The sequence below is a fragment of the Massilia sp. CT11-108 genome (genome assembly GCF_047302915.1).
Classification (GTDB): Bacteria; Pseudomonadota; Gammaproteobacteria; order Burkholderiales; family Burkholderiaceae_D; genus Telluria; species Telluria orientalis.
On the sequence record NZ_JBKYMO010001638.1, the window covers coordinates 1 to 251 of the forward strand.

The 251-nt window shown below is 47.4% G+C and carries 1 protein-coding gene; it reads left to right on the top strand.

Annotated features, from left to right (window positions below; all coding sequences use genetic code 11):
- The first annotated feature begins 62 nt into the window (after positions 1-62).
- Complete coding sequence (locus ACEN88_RS35865) at positions 63-215, top strand: hypothetical protein (RefSeq protein ID WP_413347148.1); 153 nt, start codon at positions 63-65, stop codon at positions 213-215.
- The last annotated feature ends 36 nt before the right edge of the window (positions 216-251 follow it).

Sequence of the window (251 nt, forward strand, 5' to 3'; positions counted from 1 at the left end):
GTTTTTAAAGGTGGGTCCTTGTTCTAGGGCGGAGGAGAAGAGGTTCTGATACTTGACAGGGAATCGGTCTACCGCTAGACGAGGCTGTGGTGTTTTGGAGAAGAATGTACGGAGCTACCATGAGTGATGATAAATTCAACAAGGAATACAAGTACAATATCCGACACGGATACGGACAGGAAGGAAAACGTACAAACTACCCACCGAAGAAGTAGGTCCCTATCACTCCCTCCATATCCATGTCCCTCTCC